The following is an 18,999-nucleotide window of genomic DNA, read 5'->3' as shown; positions in this document are numbered from 1 at the left end:
TGAGAGTAGGGGAAGATTATGACAGTGTCACTTATGAAAACATCCTCACAGTCCCTCTGGATGATGTGGGAGCACGTGTTTGACTTCTTAAACAGATTTCGAAGCGAGTCTGTGTGGGTATATGGCATATGTAAATTGGTGGTCAGGCAGCATCGCGGAAATAGTATTACCTGTCAAGACGGGCGTCGGATACTTGCCGGAGATTGGGTGGGCGAACTTCATCTGGATAATCGGCAAGTACTGAGGCTTACACGTACGGTCGGTGCAGATCGAGCCGGGTTGAGTACTGCACGCCAGTTCCGCATTGCAATCAAACAAATAAGTCAGGAGCTGGATAGCAATCCGGAACTGGTGAAAGTCCAGGCCTTAACCGGGATCACGCTGCTTCACCGGGGGATCATTCACGGAATAGGGTTTGAACAGCATCCCATTGAGTCAAAATGGCAGCAACGATTTTATGCGATGTATCTTCGCTTTCTTCTTACTATGCTGCATCCGGAAGGGAAACAGCGAGTCGGGCACAGCATCGAGAAGTTATCTCCCATAATGATAGTGATAAGCAAACAGTCTCTGAAGGAACGTTTTACGGTACGGAAAAAGGATTCGAAACCATCATCTCTTGATGGTAATCAGGATCTGCAGGGTCAAAGGAAGAAAGAGGCGGTCTCATGATACAAAAGCTAATTAATTTATCCATAGATGTGATGATTCTCTATATGATAGTTCCCTTTATTCTTACCCGAATATGTAGGTGGGGCGTTCACTCAAAAGGAAAAGTGGCGAAGGGAATTGCCTTTACTTTCGATGATGGTCCTGACCCTTGCTATACGCCTAAATTGCTGGACTTGTTAAAAGAGCATGAAGTAAAGGCCACCTTCTTCGTACTGGGCAGCAAGGCCGAAAAATATCCGGAGTTGATTCAGCTCATGTACCGGGAGGGGCACCAAATCGGCATTCATAACTATACGCACACTTCCAACTGGATTTTGTCCCCATGGACGAGTAAACGGGAGCAAGCAGATCGCACAGCTGACATTGTCGAGCGAATCACAGGAGAGCGGCCTATCTTTTACCGCCCGCCCTGGGGGCTTCTCAATCTAGGCGATCTCCTTTTGATGAGAAAGTCTTATCGGATCGCACTGTGGTCGGTCATTGTAGGAGATTGGAAACTATCGGTCAGCGCTGAAAAAATGAAGCGTGCCTTGTTGAAAAGGATTAAGCCTGGTTCCATCGTCGTTCTACACGATAGCGGCGATACACTTGGAGCAGATGAAGAAGCACCGCGGCACATGATAGCAGTTCTGAAGGAAGTTTTGGAAGAAATTCAAATGAAGGGTTTGAAATGTCTGCGAACGGATGAGCTGCTGGGTAAGGAAGCGAGGGGGATTGGAGATGTCGTACCGAGAACCAAATCTCCTGGTCAGGTCCATATGTAGGCTCGCTCAGTGAATGAGAAGGTAAGATAGAAAGCCAGGATTTATTTGAGAAATCCGGCTTCCAATGCCTTCTGTATAGCTTCTTCCCGGTTACGAACACCCAATTTCATATAGGCCGTTGAGGCATAATTCCTCACTGTACCGTCAGATAAGTATAATTTCGAGGCGATGGTTTTATAACGTAGACCCTTGGATACAAGCTGTAAAATTTCAATTTCGCGTGGAGTCAGGTCGTAGTTCTCGGTTGTTTTCGGTTTCAACAATTCGATTTCATTCTTGTCCATTTCGAGCTTCTCAAACAATTTATGCGACATCTCCTGATCAATCAGTGTGCCACCGCGATAGACAAGACGAATGTTTTCAGCAAGCTCACGCGGTTCAATAGATTTCAATAAGTAACCGTCTGCTCCGCTTCGCAGAACTTCCAGGGCCTGTTCGGTATCTTGAAACGTGGTCAGAATCAGAATTCGGATGTGAGGCCATGTTTGCTTTATTTTTTTTGATGCTGAAATCCCATCCATGTGGGGCAAGTCCAAATCCATGAGCACCAACTGTGGCTGACACTGCTCGCATAACTCAATGGCTTGTTCGCCATCCTCGGCCAATCCCACCACTTGCAAATCCTTGTGTCCCTCCAGAATGGTTCGAAGGCTTTCTCTGATGAAGGGTTGGTCATCGACGATCAGTAAGCGAATGACCTCATCCGATAATTCCACTTGCCTTGGCAATGTGCAGGTTACGAGCGTTCCTTCACCAAGCTCTGTATAAACAGAGACTTGCCCTTGTAGATTCATGGCTCGCTCTTTCATCGCGTTCAAGCCGAATCCATCCTGCCATTTCTCCATCCCTGTACCGTTGTCCTGTACTTCGAGTCTAGTATGCCGCTGCTCAAATTGCAGTGAAACGGTAATTTCTGTAGACAGTCCATGACGCACAGCGTTAGTTAACGATTCCTGCAAGCAACGAAAGAATGCCATTTTGGCTTGCTTGGGTAACGGGTACTCCTCACCAAAAGTTCGGAAGCGAACGCTCACTTTGGCATATGCTTGAAATTCTTCTCCTAATTGTTGCAACGACTGAAGCAGCGGAAGCGTCTCCTGTGGTGACTCTAATTGATGCAAGTATCCTCTGACTTCGTCTATGCCCTTGCGAGCTAAATGCAACAAAGAATCGAGCTTCTGTCCCCCAGCTTCTGTAGAAAGTTCCGGACGCAATGTTTCTAATCCCATGATAATAGAGGTATAAGAATGTCCAACCGTATCATGAAGATCCTTGGAGAGCCGATTGCGTTCTTCAGCTAGCGTGATGCGTTCGATTTGGGACAAATACTGTTCTAAAACGGTATTCTGTTCACGGATGACCTCACTTTGCCGATGATTGACCACCAGTAAATGAAAGGCAAACCCAATGGCATAAGCGAGTCCGATGTGGCTCATCATGATCCAATAATTGTTTTGATGAGAAAGCAAATTTATGAAAAGAGGTATGAGAAAGATCGTGACGGGCCCTGAACAACGATAGGATTGGTGAGCGCTGTTCACTGCAATCAGAAAAGCATATGTCAGAAATGCGAGATAAGCTTCCGGGAACAAAGAAGTTAAATACAAGATTAGTCCGCCCGAAAAAATGATTTCTGTAAGTAGATAATACTTATAGTTGAGCAACAAACAAAGCCAAGGAACGGAAAAAGCAATAATCTGCCAAAAAATCAAAGCCCACAGCGGCAGCGGTATGTCAGCATGCAAATGTACGGTCGTAACCATGAGAGAACTACTACCAATAAGCCGGAATATGAGCATAATCCAGTCATACCAGAACCACTGTTTTACCGTTTCAAACAAGTCCATCATCCCCTACTAAACTTTCAGATTCTTGCTGTTTCTAACCAGTATAGAACAAATTTTTATCAAACGACACTTTTCTCAGTAGATAAGAAAGTATAAGTTTTATACTTTTGCTTCGCATCTACCTTGACAAACGCGCTCGTCCCATAAGGACGACGGAGTCGTTTATCCTTGGCTAGTCGTGGGATCGGTTTAACATTTTGATCATTTGATGTGTGTAACCGCCGATCAATCGTACCAACCCATTTGCTAACCAAGCGCTCACAAAAGTAAGAAGAATTCCAACGGCCGATAAAAGAAGAGATTTCGTGAATGTACCTATCGTTATACCCATGATGTGTATGTCAAAAAAAAGAAGGAGCAACGGAGCTAGGATAAACAAAAGAGGCGTTACATAGAGCATGGCTGCACTTAGGAGACAAAGAAGTCCAATCAAAAATTTCAACATCAACCAACAGATAGCGATCCAGTTGCGGGGATCTTGAAGCTCCTCTTTGGCTTGCTCCCAGAAAGACGCCTCTAGTCTTATTTTCCGTTCGTAAGGCGGAGTGCTGATATCGGTATAAATCTTCGTTTGTATACGTTCGTATTGTACGAAAGTTGGTGTAGTTCGCAGTACTTGTGTGAGTAATGGAATGCCTACCACTGTAAATGAAAGACCTAAACCTAAGGTAAGGGTAACTAGATAAAAACAAAAATAAAATAATCCTGTAGCAAATGTGAACAGCAAGAAGTAGCCATTTTGGATGAAGCTAATGATCTCCTTTTTCATGATGGATTCATCGTCCCTTCAATGTAATAGCCGTATCCTACTGCTTCCCGTGTCAATTAATCTAGTGCCAAAATGTCATATGACATTAGGGGTAAAGCTTGGTTTTGTAAAAATATGTTGAAAAATGGAAGATCGTATGCTATGTTTTATTTGCGAAGAACGCAAATTTCGGATGAATGTCCGGGTTTGCGTTCTTTTTTGTTTTAGCGAGAAAAAGGGGGTGAGGTTTTGAATCGCAGGAGAAGCCTGCTTATTAGTTTGGTTGCTGCGGTTATGGCGGGGTTGCTTGTGTATGGGGTGTATGTCATGCAGGTGAATCAGGTCGAGCTGCAGCAGACTGTTCAGGTTGCGGTTCCGAAGGATTTTATTCGGGCCGGTGTCTTGATTCGTGAGGATATGGTGGAATTTAGAGCTGTTCAGAAGGGCAGTTACACAGAGGGCATGGTGACGAAGCTGACGGAAGTCGTTGGGCAGGAGACCTTGATACCTCTTGGTAAACAGGAGCCTATTTTGAAATGGAAGGTGAATCGTTATCATTTGCTCCCTAATGAGCAGCAGGCTACTTTTCAAATTCCCAAGGAATATTTGCTGTCGGTTTCCAATGGCATTCGTGCCGGGGATCGGGTCCGTATTTATGTATCTGGTGCAGATGGCAGCTCGCGCAGGCTTTTTGATGAGAAGGAAATTACGGTTGCTTCTGTGAAATCATCGGCGAATGTGGAGGTGGACAATCCGAAGAGTTCTAATCTGCTATCCAAGGTGGAAGGGGATAAGGAAAAGATGTATGCTTCCCGATTGGAAGCGAACGGTGCTATCGACCAGATCAACCTTAATTTAGCGGAGAGTGAGTGGCTTCAGATTGATCAATTATGCAGCTCGAAGAAAGCGAAGTTGGTCATCGCGTTCAGTTCCTCTTCTATTTTGGCAGGAGAATGAAAGGAGGTATGGGATTTGCATATAGGACTGCTATCATCGGATCAACGATTAATTGATGAGATTACGAATGTGGTTTATTCGAAGCCATTAAACTGGATGATCTGTTCGGCTGCTGATGATTTACGTCGTAAATTAACGGAGATGCCTTACTCGCATACGATCATTTCGGATCGGGAGATGGATTTTGGGGATTTTGAAGAGTTCCTTGAGGAATTACAACAGCAGTATGTAGGATTAAAAATTATTGTTCTGCTCTCGAACTATCACGATGCTTCCATTAATGAAAAATATTTGAAAATGTGCAAGCTGATGAAGCTTGATTATGTCCAGCCAGGACGCAGTACCGCTGTTATTGCAGATGATATTCGGGCTTGGGTTGATGGTTCTGGGGTAGATCATGCGAATCAACAATCGTCAGGAAAGTTAATTACATTCATCGGCTCAACACCGAATATAGGTACGACATTAGCTTCATTTGGTGTAGCACACGCGTTAGCCTTAGAGACCTCTATGAAAGTCGGATATTTGTGTCTCAATCTAAAAAGCTCTAAACTTCATCGTTATTTAGGGCGAGACGAGCATGTTTTTACGTTGGATGGTCTGAGAGCGGAGCTGAAGGCACAAAGTCTCACACCGGAAAGGCTGCAGCAGGTATGCGATAAACCGAAAGAGGCACATGGGCTGCATATCCTGTATGGGAATATGCTTCGAGAGCAGGCCGAGTTTTTTACACCATCGGAGATTATTCATTTGTTGCGTGTGGCACGAGGCGCTTTTGATGTATGTATCATAGAAGTGAGCGCTTATTGGGACAATGCGGCGACGGTTTGTGGACTGTTAGAAGCAGATAGCAAAATTGTGGTAACGACAGCGGATATCGCCCATTTTCAAGAGGATTTTTCGAGGTGGATTAGGCAGGTTGGCGCTGTTTTTGGTCTTCAGCCGGATGGTTTTGAGTTAATGGCTGTTCAAACGGATCGACATGCCAAGCATAGCGAGTTCACGATTAAAGATATTCGCAAGGAAACCCAGCTGCATCTGATTGGTCAAGTATCTCGGCATGCTGATGCGCTTTCTCGCTGCAATCAAGGCAAGCTGTTGGACATGTTCGTGCCGACCCACGCCATGCATGAGGAGGTTAGGGCGGTTTCTCGAAAATTCATTGATTACTATAAGCTGCCAAGGAAGGTGAGTTTACGACAAGTAACATGGCTGCAGAAGATCATAACAGGCAGACGAGCTGCAACTTAAATAAGGCTGGGAAGAGGTGAGGGGAGTGAGTGAGGAAAGGTTTTCAATCATTACATACATGCATGAACGTAAAAGCGAGGGCGCAGTGGTTGATTTGACTTCAAGTACTGAGCTGGAAAAGAGAAGAGGATCAGATTATGGCTCGGTGAGATCTGGTTTTGGGGCAGATCAGGGCGGGCGGAGTCAGGGCTCTGTTGGAGAAGACGAGGATGGCGTGGGAAGTCCAAGAGCTGTCGGTGGAGAAAGACCTGAACTGCAAATGCAGGGGGATGTTCTTTTTAACCAATGGGTACAGGATATTCGAAGTGAACTTGTTTCGATGAAAGGCAGGACTGAGGCCGAAAAGCAGCTTTATAACGAGACGTTAAATCGTGCGATTCTTGGTTATGAGGAGGATCGAGGCAAGCTTCTTGCGATTATCCATGATCTGGTTTCAAAAAGAAGACTTTCAGATGTGCCTCCGAGAACGAGTGGTTATACGACTTTGCCGGAAGCCATTTTTGCAGAGATTATTGGGCTGAACGTTCTTGAACTTGTACTTAAGCATAAGGAGGGACTTGAAGAGATTCAGGTTGTGGGGAGACAGATTTTTGAAGTGCGCGGTGGGATGGCAATGCCGTCTGCCTATTCGTTGCCTTCTGTGCGTGAATTAGAGAGGATTCAGCAGAATTTGGTTCTTTTTAACAATGATACTTTGAATCCCAGGAAGCGATGGGCAGAGGTTGTTCTACGGGACGGATCTCGCGTTACGATGACTGGGTTTGGGTTTACGGCTGAACCGACATTAACGATTCGTTTTTACACGATTAAGCGGTTTGATTTGGCGTCCCTTGCTGCTGTGGAACTAGCCACGATGGATAAAAGGATGGAGAAGCTGATTCTAATCTTGATCCGATCTTATTTCAATATGGTGGTTATTGGCCCGACAAACTCGGGAAAGACGAATTTAATCAAAGCGATTATTGCCGAAATGGACGATAATGAACGAATTATTACGATCGAATCGAGATTCGAGTTGAATTTAAAGCGCGATTTTCCGCATAAAAATATCGTCGAATACGAAATTGACGAGGAAGATCCGCGGCATTCTGGGCTGCAAGCTTTTAAATTGGCATTGAGGCAATCGCCAAAGCGCATTTGTCATGCTGAAATTCGGGATGATGACGCGAACCTTTATGTGAGAGCTTGCACGCGGGGTCACGAGGGCAGTATTACTTCGGTTCATGTGAGTGAACTTGAGGATGTGCCTGATGCGATTACAGATATGTGTATGCTGGATGGCAGGGGGATGAATCCACTGCGTCTAACGAAACGGATTACAGAGTTTGTGACACAAATCGGTATGGAGATGGCTGTAGTTGATGGAAAAAGAAAGATTGTGCGAATCGTCGAATATCGTTATGAAAATGAGGAGGTTTGCGTCACGGATCTCGCAGTTTATGACAAGTCGACAGATGAATGGACATTTCCCGGGAAATTGTCGCATCATGCATCGAAGAGAATAGCCAAGGTAGACAATGAGGGCCTTGCTTTGTTGAGGGAACTCGGATTTATTGAGAAAGAAGGCGAGTCGTAGCCATGATTTTCGCCAAATATGTCTTTCTTTTGTTGTTATTTGTTCTAGTTTTTGTGCTTATTCAATCGCTTTTACACGTACTTATCCGACAACGCAAAGCCAGATATAGGCTGCAATATGTCAAAACCTCTACGTTCGTCGCTAGATTCAGCGAATATTTGGGAAATAGGAGCTCTTTATTTAAGCATATAAAGGAAATGATGGAATCCGTCGAATCCAAAATGAGCATGCGTGGCATTATGACAGTTAGTTTCGTTTTGTTTTTAGTAGGATTGTTGGCGGGAACGTTGTATTTTCAGACGTTAAAAGGGGTCATTATCGTTACTTCTATCTGTGTTTCACTTCCTTATATGCTGCTTCGGTTGAAGCTGGTCAGTGTCAGACTGCAAACCCGATTGGAGTTTCTTCCGGCCGTTGAAGTGTTCTATCAGTACTATATGGTGGATCCAAATAAAAATATGAAAATGGCTCTTAAATATTGTTTAGAAGAGAATCGAATTCTTTATCCGATCAAGCCCGTATTTGAGCAATTATATCGTAATCTCATGACGCAGAGGGATACGGAGGAGAGCTTGCGCATTTTCTCACTCACTTTGGGCCATACATGGGCCGATTATTTTGTCGGTGTCATGCGTGTTGCTTTGACGGAAGGGAGCTTTGTCGGTGAAAGCTTAAAGGATTTGATTGTCGATATGCGGAAAGCGCAGCGATTCGATCAGTTGGAAAGAAATCGACTTTTGGAGATACGTATTGCTAATTTTACGCCGATATTGTTTCTTGCCTTATTCATATTTATTAATTTCAAGGTAAACACGGAGAACGCTTATTTGTATTATATTGTTGACCCTGGCGGGCGAAACATGATTCTTGATGCACTTCTCCTCATTTTCGTCTCGTTTCTAATGGGCATGTACTTATCTATGCGAAGAATGTGAGGGATTTGCTTCTGTGATTATTGAAAGCACACAACTAGTTATGCTGCAGATGGTTTCTAATTTGCTGCTCTTTCTTCTTTTCATGACTGTTTTTTATCACTTTTTCATGCATATGCCTGCACGTAAGAAGAGATGGAGATCACTACATGTCAAAAGAGCACTGCAAGAAACAAAACTTCCTTCATGGATGTTCTCATGCTTAGGTATGAGTGCGAAAATCGTGGAGGAAAAGCGTCAACTGCTGCTGGGGTGCGGTATTTGGATGAATGCTAACCTTTATGAAGGTGCGAGAAGGATAGGGATGGGTTGCGCAATTATGCTCTGTGCTGTTGGGTATTTAGCTCTGAAGTATCCGATGCTAGCTTTGTATATGCAGCCGATTTATGTCATGGTGGGGACTGCTTGCTTACTCATTTTTTTGTTTTTTGACAAAGAAGTACTGGCTCAATTAAAGGAAAAACGAGCACATCGAATAGTCCGAGAGATTTACGTGATTAGTCATCATCTTCTCTATTACAACGATTCTGGGTTGAATTTACATGCCAAGCTATCCTTATGTGTTTCACAAACGCGCTCCATCCGGTCTCACTTTCAATTGCTGTTGAATGAATGGTATCAAGGCTCTGAAGAGGCTATTAACCGTTTTAAAATCAGACTAGGGACAGACGAAGCACACAGCTTTGGGGAAACGCTGAATGCTTTGAGGCTGAATGAGCATGGCAGCTATTATGAGTTGTTAAAGCAAAGAATTCAGGACTACAAAGAAAAAATGGAACTGGTTCGAGATAGTAAAAAAGAAACCGTGTCGTATCTTTTGTTTGTATTAGCAGGACTGCCGATTTTGAACACATTTCGGGTATTCATGTACCCGTGGATTGCTGAAGGCCAGCGATTATTTAATGCAATTAACTAATGAAAGAGGGAAGTTATGAGGAATATATTGATCACAGTTATGATGCTAATTGTTGTGGCATTTCTTTTTACATCGATTATTAATGATGGGTCGACAGGGATGAGGCGGAATATTTCGACGCACGGAACGCAGGCAAATACGGATATTACGGCATTAAGGCCGTAGTGATGGAAGATTTGTTGTGAGATCGATCCTCGTTACGGTGATGTTAATTATGGTGGTGATTGTCATATATAACGGTGTGGTTGGTGGCAGCACAGGCACTCGGAAGCAAGTAAGCAACAGCGGAGCAAGGATCAATGGGACGATTGAGCGGATTAACCCATGAAGCAGATTTTGGTGTTTATCCTATTTGCGACTTTGCTTTGTTGGTTTATGTTTGCTCCTGTTTATAAGCATGTCATTATTGTTCGGCAGGCTGTTTTGCAAAAAGAAGTCGATTATTTGCTAGAAATCGGTGCTAATGGCAGGCACGGTTATATTAATAGCACCATGATCCAGGATTCTAGGGATCGGATGGCGGAAAGAGGCTTCATTCCAGGAGATCTCATTTACACGGTAAATACGACTTCGGGGGTCGGGGGAATGGATCCAGGAATGCCCGTTTGGCGAGGAACGGGATTGAGTTTGAAAATGACGTATCCGTATCATCGACTTTTTGTAATTGATCAGCTTGTCGGAATCACGGTCCCTTCCGGATCAGATCGTATGGGGGCAACAGGCATGAAGATGAGTGAGTATGTGCCTTAAGGGCCCGAGGTGATTTCTTGTATAAATTGCTTTTAATCGTCTTGATGAGCGTCGTCTTTATGTCGCTATATGGGCTGCAAACGGATGAAGAATTGGCGATGCATACGCTTTTTCACGGGAAGCATGCATTGAATAACTCGGTGCATGCGGCGGCTCAGCAAAGTGATCAAGTAAAGCTGGCAAGCGGTATTCACAGTATTGATGAGACGAAGGCTAGAGCTGTGGCTATGCAATATTTGCAAGCTAATTTAAGATTAAATGGGGTGAACGATCCGCTGCCGAATACGTTTTTGCGCAGCAGGGTTGTCGTGGAATTATTTAAGATTATTAATGATAATGAGGTATTTCCTTATACGTATGTGAATGCGGGAAATGGATATTCAGTAACGTTGGATCGGCCTGGTGTGATTATGTTCATCCGGTTGGAGTTTCCGCGGACTTATACGGTTTTGCAGCCGATAACTTGGACGATTAAGTCTTCTGCGGAGATGGTGTTTTGACCACATACGAAAGTATAATGAGAGGGTGAAGTGTGAATTCAGGGTTATAAGGAGAGATACATATGACTATTTTCCAGCAACGGCAGCAGGCGCTGCAGCGTGAGATGATTAAGCGGGGTTGGTCCGGCTTCTTGGTCACGAACAACGTCGATATATATTACTACTGCGGATCGATGCAGACGGGGTATTTGTTTATTCCGGCGGAGGGAGACGCGCTTTACCTCGTACGCCGAAGTTTGGTCCGAGCGGAGGAGGAAGCGTCAGCGGCCGTGGAAGCGCTGGGGTCTTTGAAGACGCTGGGTGAGCGTCTTCGCGCGCGCTGCGCGGATGGATCCGCGGCTGCGGGAGTGCTGCGGATCGGGACTGAACTGGACGTGTTACCCGTCCAGCTGTATGTAAGGCTGCAGGCTGCGCTGCCCGGCGCGGCCTGGGAGGACGGCTCGCTGCTCGTGCGCGAGCAGCGGATGATCAAATCGCCGGACGAAGTCACGGCGATTCGAGCGGCTGCGCACGTCGTCGACGCAGCGCTGGAAGCAGTCATCCCCCACATTCGTGAGGGGATGGCGGAGTTTGAGCTGATGGCGCTCATCGAGCATCAGCTCCGGCTGCGCGGGCACCAAGGGCTGATGCGCATGCGCGCGTACAATTCCGAGTTGATAACCGGAATGGTAGCGGCAGGCGCGGCGGCAGCGGTGCCCACCTATTTTGACGGGCCGGCCGGGGGCACGGGGCTTCACCCGTCCAGCCCGCAAAGCTCAGGCCGCGCGCTGATTGGGCGCGGCGAACCGATTCTTGTCGATATCGGCTGCTCGATCGACGGCTATCTGATCGATCAGACGCGCACGCTCGTGATCGGCGATCTAGACCCTGAGCTGCAGCGGGCCTATGACGTGGCGGAGCAGGTGCTCCGCGCCACGGAAGCTAGGCTGCAGCCTGGCGTTATCGCCGAGCATCTGTATCTGCTCGCGCTGGATCAAGTGCAGGAAGCGGGGCTAAGCGCCCATTTTATGGGGTACGGCGCCGACCAAGTGAAATTCCTTGGTCATGGCATTGGGCTCGAAATCGACGAACTGCCCGTTCTCGCCAAAGGCTTCAAATACCCGCTGGCGCCTGGCATGGTCATCGCGATCGAACCCAAATTCACCTTCCCTGGTCGCGGGGTGGTTGGTATTGAGGATACGTATTTGATTACCGAAAATGGTTATGAAAAGCTGACAATTTCGAGGGACGGTATTCGCCGAGTATAACTAATTTTCCATAAAAGAGAGACTGGCGGAAATTCATGCCAGTCTCTTTGTTTTTAATTAACAAGCAAGTATACTTGACCCATATGAAAATCATAAGGGGACAATGGACAATGGAATTGAGGCATTTCATACCACAAACGTTAAAGTACAAGCTGTTCTTAGCTTTTCTACTTGTTATTCTGCTGCCCATCATCATCTTAAATATGACGCACGTTCAAAAGTTTGAGACGTTAATGAGAGAACAAGTTAGCAGTCAAAATCTCGAACAAATGACAACGATTACATCCTCACTTGGAAGTTTATTAAGTGTTTCAGAGAAGACCTTTACCCTGATTGAACAGGATTCTTTCGTAACTGCGATTTTGAAAAACCCCGAAACGGGGGGCTCTTATGCCTCCTTCCAACAAAGACAGAAAATCGAAGAGAAGTTTAATGCCATTAATAATAGTGTTTTTATTGCTAATTCCTACGTCTACTATACCGTTCTTGATGCGGAAGATCATGTTTACACATCATATGGACCTACTCATATATTAAGCCACGCTGCTCTTTCGACAATGCCAGTGATACAGGATGCTTTCCTTGGAAAGTCCCTTTCCAAATGGCAGCTAGAAGAAGGAGGGCTAACCTCAGCTTTTGGTATTCAACCCTCTTTATTGACCATGTATAAAGGATTGCGAGACGAAAATAATCGGGTATATGCCGTCGTAAGAATTGGCGTAGACTATCAAAGCTGGCTTCGAAGCGCTATTCCAAGCCCGATGAATGATGAATTATATGTATTGGCTTCCGCAGAAGGAGAAATCTATGGGCGCAGCAACACATCCAATGCTCTTGCGCTGCCAAATCCATTGAATACGCTAGGTTGGGAGCCGACGGGAAGCAAGGTCGAGAATGACCATATCATTAGTTATTCTAAAATTCCGAGCTTGAATTGGTATCTGATTAAAAGTATCCCGACCAAGTATCTGTTTCATAAAGTAAATCAGCTTCAGCAATCCTACTTTTTGACAACGCTGATTATTGCCGTTCTCTTTATTGTCATGACCTTTCTGATCTCGACCACCATCACCAGACCCCTGCAGCTTTTGCAGAGAAAAATGTCAGATGTCGTGAAGCGAAATCTGAAGATTCAATTGCCTGAGGAAAGCTATAAGGGTGAAATTCTAACCTTTATTCAGGCTTTTAATAAGATGGTCAGAGATGTGGAGAGTCTTCTTAACCGGTTAAAAGAGGAAGAACGCCACAAAGAGGCTATGCGTTTCCAAATGCTTTTGTCACAGATGAACCCGCACTTTCTGCTAAACACGTTAAATACGGTGAAATGGCTTGCCATTGAACTCGGTAATCATCAAATTCCTGAAGTATGCGAGTCGCTCGGCAAGTTATTGGAAGCAGGAATGCGATTGGATGTGGATTTAATTCACCTGGAGCATGAGATTGAACTTGCCCAGAGATACATCCGTATTCAGCAGCTTCGCTATGACCGCGAATTCGATGTTCATATCACATTTGACCCTGAGCTCCGCCATGCGCTTATTCCTAAGTTGAGTTTGCAGCCGTTAATTGAGAATAGTATCTATCATGGGTTTGCGAATATCGAGAGGTCAGGCAGCATCCAAATTAGAGTTCAAAAACAAGAAAATAAGCTTGTTATAGAAGTGGAGGATAATGGCGTTGGAGTAGGTAACACAGGGTCAACATCCGGTAAAGGTAATGGCATTGCCTTGAAAAATCTCGAAGAGAGACTCGTGCTCCTGTTTCGAAAAGAAGGAACTTTGGCGATAGAATCCATCCCAATTGGGACATTAGTTCGCATTCGCATTCCGTTCTTGTTGTCTCCACCCTATTCGAAAGGAGAAAGCTTACATGTGGACAGTTCTCTTGGTAGAAGATGAAGCCTTCGTGAGACGAAGTATCCGAAAGGGAATGCCTTGGGAGGAAAATGGCTTCAAGGTGATAGAGGAATGCGGAAATGGCCAAGAAGCCATGGAATTCATCAGGAATAAACAGCCGGATTTAGTTATTTGCGATATTATGATGCCTGTTATGAATGGTGTAGAGCTTCTTGCGCAGGTTCGCCGGGAGAATTTAGGAACAGCCTTCGTCATGCTCACTGTCATGAATGAGTTTGAGTTTATCCAACAAGCGATGGAGCTAGGGGCATCGGGTTATGTGCTTAAGCTTTATTTGACTCCGGAGAAAATGACTGAAGCGCTGACAAAGGTAAAACGGGAGTTAGAAAGAAACTTGCGTCTTATTTCTCAAGAAATAGACGATTACTGTGAGATTTTATATAACGAACCTAACGATCAGGTACGGACGACTGAAAGCCCGGCTTTTATTCGGGATTCTTTTAACCCCAATCTACTTATCCTTGTTTTGCATGGACAAACCATTTTCGATAAGCAAGATTTGCTGCAACTGCCTTTATTCGATACGGAAATGAATGCAAGGATGCATCTTTTTACCAAGATGGGGCTGACTACGGTCCTATGCGCTGTTCCAGAGGAAACAAAGATTAGAATAAGGGACTCCGAGCAGCGTAGTGGTTTCGTTGTTTTAATCTCAGAGCTGTTGTCGGATGAGGATATTCACACGGTTTGGAAAACCATGGTTTCTCGATTGACTGAACTATGGTATGCAGATAGAGCGGGCATTTTCTTCCACCAGTCCAAAACCTTGAAGGCTAATGCTTATTCCAACTTGCCTTGGTCGCTGGAGAAGAACTTAATCCAAGCTTTTGAGCAGATGAACCAAGGATTACTGGATCTTTCATGGCAGGAAATCTGGTCGTGGATGAGGGATGTAGAACTGTCTTTGCTTCGTGTAAAAGAAATAATGCTGCGTTTGGATCGCAAATTTGCAGAGCTCGCATTCACTACATTTGACTCGCCAAATACCTTTTTAGAGGCTCTTTCTCATAGGGAGGCGGGGACTCTTTTTAAACAGAGAATCGATATGTACATGGCACATTGGAAGGCAACGAACTATGAGGTTACGGATCATTCTGAAATAAATAAAGTCATTGCCTATATGAATCAGCATTTTGAAGAAGAGATGCCGTTGTCCTTGCTTGCTGGTATTGCAACGATGGATGATAAATATTTGAGTGTCCTTTTTAAGAAAAAAATCGGTAAAACCATAACGGAATATATCATAGGGCTGCGCATTGAAAAGGCTTGTCACCTGCTGCTGCACACGGATCAACCTGTTGCTCAAATCGGGGCCAATGTTGGTTTTGCTAATGAGAATTACTTCGCTCGCATATTTCGGAGAGAAGTCGGCATGCCGCCGAGTATTTTCAGACAACAAAATGCGAAGTTATGAAGAATCAAATCAAACTTTTGTGCTAAAAGAACAATACATTGTTCCTTCGAACCCTAAAAAGCTGGTGATATAGTTGATTTGTAACCAGTAAGGATATGAAATACAGGAGGGTCAAAGTTATGAATATGAAGAAAACAACGCTAAGTCTACTCTCTGCGGCTATCGTGTTGGGAGTTACAGCAGGCTGCGGTTCATCGGGTGAGAATGCCGCTAAGAACAATCCCGCTGCTTCTTCAGAAGCTAAGAAAGCAGTCACGCTTACGATGTGGGGTGGCGTACCAGCTGAAGCCGGTCCGCAGTTGGTTGTTGATAATTGGAACGCAAAGAACCCCGATATTCAGGTGAAATATGAGCGTTTTGTCAATGATGATGCCGGAAATCTGAAGCTAGATACGGCTCTTACGACAAATCAAGGTATTGATTTATATGTGAACTATACCTTATCGGGTTTATCGAAACGTGTTGATGCCGGAACTGCACTCGATCTTACTGAATTTAAAGACTACAATATTGACGATAAAATGGGCACCGATGCAAAGGACTGGAAAGTAAAAGATAAGTACTACGGTCTTCCAACCAAAAAGAATGTATCTTTCGTTTGGTTGAACAAAAATGCACTCGATGAAGCGGGGCTGGCCGTTCCTACGTTAGATTGGACGATGGCTGATTTGCAGCAATATGCGACGAAGCTTAAAAAAGGCACACGTTGGGGCTTTACAGAACATATTTCTGGTTACACCAACTTCTTTGATGGAGCCAGTGCGGGAGCGGGATTCACGAAAGCGGATGGGACATCCAACCTCGACGAACCGACTGTTCGTAAGGCATACGAAGTTATGTTCGACATGATGCATAATGATAAATCAATGCCTCTTCTAGGCGAACAAATGACGAGTAAAATGCCGACCGATTCGATGTTTTTAAAAGGCGAAACAGCCATGCTGGGCGCGGGCGAGTTTATATTCCGCAGTTCAAACAACATGAAAGATTTCCCGCGCGACTTCAAGATTGCTTTTGCCACGGTTCCTAAAGTGACGAAAGAACAGTCATCATTTAAATATCCGGGAGGACTTGGCGACGTTATTTCCATTAATCCAAACTCGAAGAATAAAGAGCAAGCTTGGAAGTTTTTGAAATGGTATGCAGATGGCGGAATGATGCCGCTTGCTACCGGTGGTCGCATTCCTTCTTCTAAGGATTCGAATGTGGAAGAAGCCATTAAACTGCTCCTTGGAGACAATGAAAAAACATATGATGTAGATTCGCTCAAAAAGGTTGTATTCGGCAAATTCCCTACGTATACAGCAACGCTTCCGCAACAGGTTGTGGATGCGCGAAGAGAAGAATATGAAAAGTATTTCTTGAAGGCACAATCCTTAGATGACACCCTTAAGAATTCGGTCAAGCGCCATAACGACTACTTATCCAAAAATAAGAAATAGCAAGGAAGATGGGGGGATGCATCAAGAAAGAGGCAACTCCCTTTTTTGTTCAAAAAAGGAGTGATTTATGGAATGAACTGGGCAAAAAAACAACGTAGATTAGGGTATTTGTTCATCTTACCTAATATGCTAGGCGTCATCTTATTCTTTGTCATCCCTGCTATATTTTCGCTGGGGATTATGTTTACGAATTATAAATACACATCGCCGGATATCGAATGGATCGGCCTCGATAATTTCAATAGATTATTCCATGACCCTGTATTCTATGTTTCGCTGAAGAAAACAGCTTTATTTCTTGCTGCTGTCCCTGTTTCAATCGGATTGGCCTTTCTTGTAGCCCTTGTATTGAATCGCAGTGTGTATGTAAAGAGTCTGTTACGGGCTATGTTTTTCATGCCTTACATTACGAGCGGTGTAGCTGTTGCTTTTGTATGGATGCTTTTGTTTCAGCCGTCGCAGGGACCTATTAACAGCTTTCTTCGTTCCATTGGCATTGATAATCCGCCAGGATGGCTGTCTACGACGACCTCTTCGATGTACGCCATAGACATTATTTGGATTTGGTTTCTTCTTGGTTATAATATGATCATTTATTTGGCAGCCTTTCAAGAAATACCGCAAGAACAACTGGAAGCCGCAAAAATCGATGGAGCAAGCTCATTGACAACGGTTTGGAAAATCATCTTTCCTCTTGTTAGTCCCTCCACATTTTTATTAATGATTACGGGCTTAATTACGTCGATGAAGACGTTCGGCATGATTCAAGCTGTTACGCAAGGCGGACCTGGCGGCAGTACAACGATTTTATCCTTATTTATTTATCACAATGCGTTTCGTTACTACGAAATGGGCTATGCTTCAGCAATCTCATGGGTCTTATTCGCTATCATCTTCTTGATCACGATGATTCAATGGGTCGGTCAGAAGCGATGGGTTCACTATTAAGTAAAAACCGGAGTTGAGACATATGGAGATAAAATCGACGAAATTACTATATACGATTGCCATGCTGGTACTGGGTCTTTTTATGATTTTGCCGTTTCTTTGGATGATAAGCACATCTTTTAAAACACCCAATGAAGTGTTCCAGTACCCGATCCAGTGGATACCTCAGAAGGTGACGTTTGAACATCATCTTAAAGTGTGGACAGGCAAAGAAAGCTTTCTTATTTATTATATGAATTCGTTGAAAATAGCTCTGATTTGCATGGTTGGAGCTACATTCTTGTCCTCCTTAGCGGCTTATGGATTTTCGCGAATTGAGTTTAAGGGAAGAAACCTGCTCTTCATGTTTTACTTATCTATGATGATGGTTCCACCACAAGTGTTATTTGTTCCTAAATTTATTTTGTTTGATAAAATAGGGATTTATAATACGCACTGGGCACTTATTCTTCCTGGTTTGTTTACCATTTTCGGGGTATTTCTGATGAGACAATTTTTTATGTCGATCCCGCAGGAGATTACTGAATCTGCTTTTGTAGACGGGGCTGGTCACTTCCGCATTTTCTTTCAGCTCATGCTGCCTCTGGCCAAACCGGCATTGGCTACCTTAGCGATTATTGATTTCTCCTGGCACTGGAATGACTATGAGAATGCCCTCGTTTTCCTACTTGACCGTGATCTGTATACTGTCCCGCTGGGCATGCAGAATTTCATACTAGAATTCAATATTGACTATAACGGGATGATGGCGGCTACATCTGCTGGCATTGTTCCCATGCTGCTTGTATTTCTTATTGGACAAAAATATATCATACAAGGGATTACGGGGTCCGCGGTAAAAGGTTAAGGTTGATAGGATGCTTATGCAGGTGCGGTGAGCGGTATATACTCAAAGGTTGGAAGTGATGCTACCTTTTACAGCCAGAAAGGGAACGAGGATTCGCTATTTTATGAATATACGCTAAAAATGGCGCTGGGCGGAACGAGTAGGCGCTATGTGTTAGGAAATGATGTTAGACTTTTCAGTAGACACACACTAGGGGACGGCCTTTATAATAATAGATATAAATTCAAGGTCGAGGTGTGGCATGGGAAACCAACGTGAAAGTTATGATGAGG

The 18,999-nt window shown here is 44.4% G+C and carries 19 protein-coding genes; 17 read left to right on the top strand and 2 right to left on the bottom strand.

Going from position 1 to position 18,999, the window contains the following annotated elements:
• Positions 1-33 precede the first annotated feature (33 nt).
• Both AC58UU_RS32815 and AC58UU_RS32810 read left to right on the top strand, forming a co-directional pair.
• Positions 34-672 carry a YkoP family protein gene (locus AC58UU_RS32815; protein WP_497321740.1) on the top strand — a complete coding sequence of 213 codons (639 nt, stop codon included), beginning with the start codon at positions 34-36 and terminating at the stop codon, positions 670-672.
• Positions 669-1,436: a polysaccharide deacetylase family protein gene (locus AC58UU_RS32810; protein ID WP_497321739.1), complete on the top strand. Its 768-nt coding sequence runs from the start codon at positions 669-671 to the stop codon at positions 1,434-1,436. Before AC58UU_RS32815 ends, AC58UU_RS32810 begins: the two co-directional genes overlap by 4 nt.
• Positions 1,437-1,477: 41 nt before the next feature.
• Here the strand turns inward: AC58UU_RS32810 and AC58UU_RS32805 are convergent, their stop codons facing one another.
• Positions 1,478-3,277: a response regulator gene (locus tag AC58UU_RS32805; protein ID WP_497321738.1), complete on the bottom strand. Its 1,800-nt coding sequence runs from the start codon at positions 3,275-3,277 to the stop codon at positions 1,478-1,480.
• 178 nt (positions 3,278-3,455) lie between these two features.
• The gene (locus AC58UU_RS32800) at positions 3,456-4,052 is read right to left on the bottom strand and encodes a sensor domain-containing protein (protein ID WP_497321737.1); all 597 of its coding nucleotides are present in this window, start codon (positions 4,050-4,052) and stop codon (positions 3,456-3,458) included.
• 228 nt (positions 4,053-4,280) lie between these two features.
• Between AC58UU_RS32800 and AC58UU_RS32795 the strand changes: the two genes are divergently transcribed.
• The 15 genes from AC58UU_RS32795 to AC58UU_RS32725 all read left to right on the top strand — a co-directional run bounded on the left by AC58UU_RS32795 (position 4,281) and on the right by AC58UU_RS32725 (position 18,727).
• Complete coding sequence (locus AC58UU_RS32795) at positions 4,281-4,988, top strand: CpaB family protein (RefSeq protein ID WP_497321736.1); 708 nt, start codon at positions 4,281-4,283, stop codon at positions 4,986-4,988.
• Between the two features lie 15 nt (positions 4,989-5,003).
• Positions 5,004-6,239 carry a CpaE/TadZ family protein gene (locus AC58UU_RS32790; RefSeq protein ID WP_497321735.1) on the top strand — a complete coding sequence of 412 codons (1,236 nt, stop codon included), beginning with the start codon at positions 5,004-5,006 and terminating at the stop codon, positions 6,237-6,239.
• A 58-nt stretch (positions 6,240-6,297) separates the two neighbouring features.
• A complete protein-coding gene (locus AC58UU_RS32785) occupies positions 6,298-7,815 on the top strand; it encodes an ATPase, T2SS/T4P/T4SS family (RefSeq protein WP_497321734.1) in 1,518 nt (505 codons plus the stop codon).
• Positions 7,816-7,817: 2 nt separating this feature from the next.
• The gene (locus AC58UU_RS32780; protein WP_497321733.1) at positions 7,818-8,750 is read left to right on the top strand and encodes a hypothetical protein; all 933 of its coding nucleotides are present in this window, start codon (positions 7,818-7,820) and stop codon (positions 8,748-8,750) included.
• Between the two features lie 13 nt (positions 8,751-8,763).
• Positions 8,764-9,663, top strand: a complete 900-nt coding sequence (locus AC58UU_RS32775) for a hypothetical protein (protein WP_497321732.1) — start codon at positions 8,764-8,766, stop codon at positions 9,661-9,663.
• 15 nt (positions 9,664-9,678) lie between these two features.
• A complete protein-coding gene (locus AC58UU_RS32770) occupies positions 9,679-9,828 on the top strand; it encodes a hypothetical protein (RefSeq protein ID WP_171644954.1) in 150 nt (49 codons plus the stop codon).
• A 16-nt stretch (positions 9,829-9,844) separates the two neighbouring features.
• The gene (locus AC58UU_RS32765; protein ID WP_261304179.1) at positions 9,845-9,991 is read left to right on the top strand and encodes a hypothetical protein; all 147 of its coding nucleotides are present in this window, start codon (positions 9,845-9,847) and stop codon (positions 9,989-9,991) included.
• Positions 9,988-10,413, top strand: coding sequence for a hypothetical protein (locus AC58UU_RS32760; RefSeq protein ID WP_497321731.1), 426 nt, complete (start codon positions 9,988-9,990; stop codon positions 10,411-10,413). Before AC58UU_RS32765 ends, AC58UU_RS32760 begins: the two co-directional genes overlap by 4 nt.
• Positions 10,414-10,430: 17 nt before the next feature.
• Positions 10,431-10,913 (top strand): hypothetical protein, encoded by a 483-nt coding sequence (locus AC58UU_RS32755; RefSeq protein WP_497321730.1) that lies wholly within the window; start codon positions 10,431-10,433, stop codon positions 10,911-10,913.
• Positions 10,914-10,975: 62 nt separating this feature from the next.
• The gene (locus AC58UU_RS32750; RefSeq protein ID WP_497321729.1) at positions 10,976-12,160 is read left to right on the top strand and encodes a M24 family metallopeptidase; all 1,185 of its coding nucleotides are present in this window, start codon (positions 10,976-10,978) and stop codon (positions 12,158-12,160) included.
• Between the two features lie 110 nt (positions 12,161-12,270).
• A complete protein-coding gene (locus AC58UU_RS32745) occupies positions 12,271-14,058 on the top strand; it encodes a cache domain-containing sensor histidine kinase (RefSeq protein ID WP_497321728.1) in 1,788 nt (595 codons plus the stop codon).
• Positions 14,030-15,490: a response regulator gene (locus tag AC58UU_RS32740; protein ID WP_497321727.1), complete on the top strand. Its 1,461-nt coding sequence runs from the start codon at positions 14,030-14,032 to the stop codon at positions 15,488-15,490. The genes AC58UU_RS32745 and AC58UU_RS32740 overlap by 29 nt, the downstream gene beginning before the upstream one ends.
• Before the next feature lie 119 nt (positions 15,491-15,609).
• A complete protein-coding gene (locus AC58UU_RS32735) occupies positions 15,610-16,932 on the top strand; it encodes an ABC transporter substrate-binding protein (protein WP_497321726.1) in 1,323 nt (440 codons plus the stop codon).
• Between the two features lie 72 nt (positions 16,933-17,004).
• Entirely contained in the window at positions 17,005-17,880 is an 876-nt protein-coding gene (locus AC58UU_RS32730; RefSeq protein WP_497321725.1) for a carbohydrate ABC transporter permease, read from the top strand.
• Between the two features lie 22 nt (positions 17,881-17,902).
• Complete coding sequence (locus tag AC58UU_RS32725) at positions 17,903-18,727, top strand: carbohydrate ABC transporter permease (protein ID WP_171644947.1); 825 nt, start codon at positions 17,903-17,905, stop codon at positions 18,725-18,727.
• Positions 18,728-18,999 lie beyond the last annotated feature (272 nt).

The organism is Paenibacillus sp. JT22N1 (genome assembly GCF_059692155.1).
Note: the sequence above shows the minus strand (reverse complement) of the source record. Positions and strands in the feature narration are given on the sequence as shown.